This window comes from Bacillus cereus group sp. N8, from assembly GCF_016483685.1.
In the GTDB taxonomy this organism is placed as follows: domain Bacteria; phylum Bacillota; class Bacilli; order Bacillales; family Bacillaceae_G; genus Bacillus_A; species Bacillus_A proteolyticus.
In genome coordinates this window covers 1-348 of record NZ_JAEHBK010000153.1, presented here as the reverse complement: position 1 = coordinate 348, position 348 = coordinate 1, and the positions used below count along the sequence as shown (strand labels likewise).

Genomic DNA, 348 nt, shown 5'->3' with positions numbered 1-348 from the left:
TGCATTCATGGTTTTGTTGTAATCCAATGTTTTATTACTGTACCATGTATCTTCCGATTCAACTGAGAGGCATGCATCAGCCTGGTGAGTAATCACAAATTCTATAATTTCATTTGTGATTGTTGATTCGATCGGGTAATGTTGTCTGTAACCTAATGCGTTATCTACTACCAAAGCTCCATTGTAGTAAATCATAATTGCAATGTCCTGAAGTTCGTGAGGAAGAAAAACTTTGACTGATCGTGGCGCCCTTGCTGTAGCAAAAATAACCTTTATTCCTTTCTTCAGACAGGCCAGTATAGCCTTTCTATTTCTTTCTGACACTTTCTTTTGTGAATCTAATAAAGT

1 protein-coding gene is annotated in these 348 nt (G+C 36.8%); it reads right to left on the bottom strand.

The window, feature by feature from the left end; all coding sequences use genetic code 11:
• Nucleotides 1-348, bottom strand: a 348-nt coding sequence (locus tag JDS80_RS30810) for an HAD hydrolase family protein (protein WP_199640829.1), incomplete at both ends; no start/stop codon positions are given.